The sequence below is a fragment of the Arhodomonas sp. KWT genome, from assembly GCF_010993615.1.
Map to the genome: position 1 here is coordinate 1 of NZ_WNXE01000462.1, position 1,321 is coordinate 1,321.

Here is a 1,321-nt window from a genome sequence, read left to right on the forward strand (position 1 = left end):
CCCTCCGCGGCCCAGCCCATCAAGCTGCTCTCGGGGGGCAACCAGCAGAAGGTGCTGTTCGCCCGCGGCATGCTCACCGAGCCGCGGCTGTTCATCCTCGAGGAGCCCACCCAGGGCGTCGACGTCGGCTCCAAGGCGGACATCTACGCCGTCACCCGCGAGCTCGCCGAGGCCGGCGCGGCGGTGATCGTCATCTCCACCGACACACGCGAGCTGCTGACCGTGTGCCACCGCATCATCGCCATCAGCCAGGGGCGGATGTCCCGGGAGTTCACCCAGGGCGAGGCGGACGAGGAGCAGCTGGTCAGCGCCTACTTCGGATCCCAGGACAGCAGAGAGGCAGTATGAACACCATGGCAGAGACACGCGGGCGCGAGACCGGCGACGGGGGCGGCAATGCCGTGCTCGACGCCGCACGGATCATCTTCACCAAGACCGGGGCGCTGCTGCCGCTGTTCGTGATCATGGCCATCTACTTCTCGGTGGCCTCCGATCACTTCCTCAGCGGCCGCAACATGTCGACCATCGCCACCCAGTCGGTGTACTTCACCCTGGTCGTCATCGCCCAGGCCATCGTCATGATCACCGGCGGCTTCGACCTCTCGGTGGGCGCGGCGCTGGCGCTGACCAGCATCACCACCAGCTCGGTGATCGTCGCCGTACCCGGCGCGGGCGGGATCGTGCTTGCCACCGGTGCCGGCATGCTCACCGGGGCCTCGGTGGGCGCCGCCAACGGGGTGCTGATATCCCAGTTCCGGGTCTCACCGCTGATCGTCACCCTGGGCATGGCCTCGGTGGTCAGCGGCCTGGCGCTGATCATCACCGGCGGTGTGCCGATCTTCAACCTGCCGCAGCTGTTCAAGGAGACCCTCTACACCGGGGATCTCGCCGGCGTCCCGGTGCCGTGGCTGGTGGTTCTGCTGGTGGTCGGTGTCGCCTACATCGCCCTGTACTGGCACCGTCTCGGGCGCAACTGGTACGCCGTCGGCGGCAACCCCGTCTCGGCCCACATCGCCGGGGTGCCGGTGAAACGCGCGCTGTTCCTCGCCTACCTCTCGGCGGGCGTACTGGTGGGCATCGCCGGCGTCATGCTCACCGCCCGCGTGGGCTCCGGCGAACCCAACCTGGGCGGGACGTTCGCGCTGCAGTCCATCGCCGCGGCGGTGCTCGGCGGCATCTCCCTGCGTGGCGGCCAGGGCTCGCTGTGGGGCGCCATCCTCGGCGCGATCTTCCTGGTGCTGCTGCAGAACGGCCTGGACCTGGTGGGCGTGAGCTCCTACCTGCAGATGATCATCACCGGCGCCCTGCTGGTCTTCGCGGT

2 protein-coding genes are annotated in these 1,321 nt (G+C 68.9%); both read left to right on the forward strand.

The features are described 5' to 3' along the window. The coding region (locus G7A99_RS25870) for an ATP-binding cassette domain-containing protein (protein ID WP_163143528.1) at positions 1-348 on the forward strand (348 nt) is incomplete at its 5' end. 5 nt (positions 349-353) lie between these two features. Continuing rightward, a partial coding sequence (locus tag G7A99_RS19930) for an ABC transporter permease (RefSeq protein WP_240466350.1) occupies positions 354-1,321 on the forward strand: 968 nt, incomplete at its 3' end.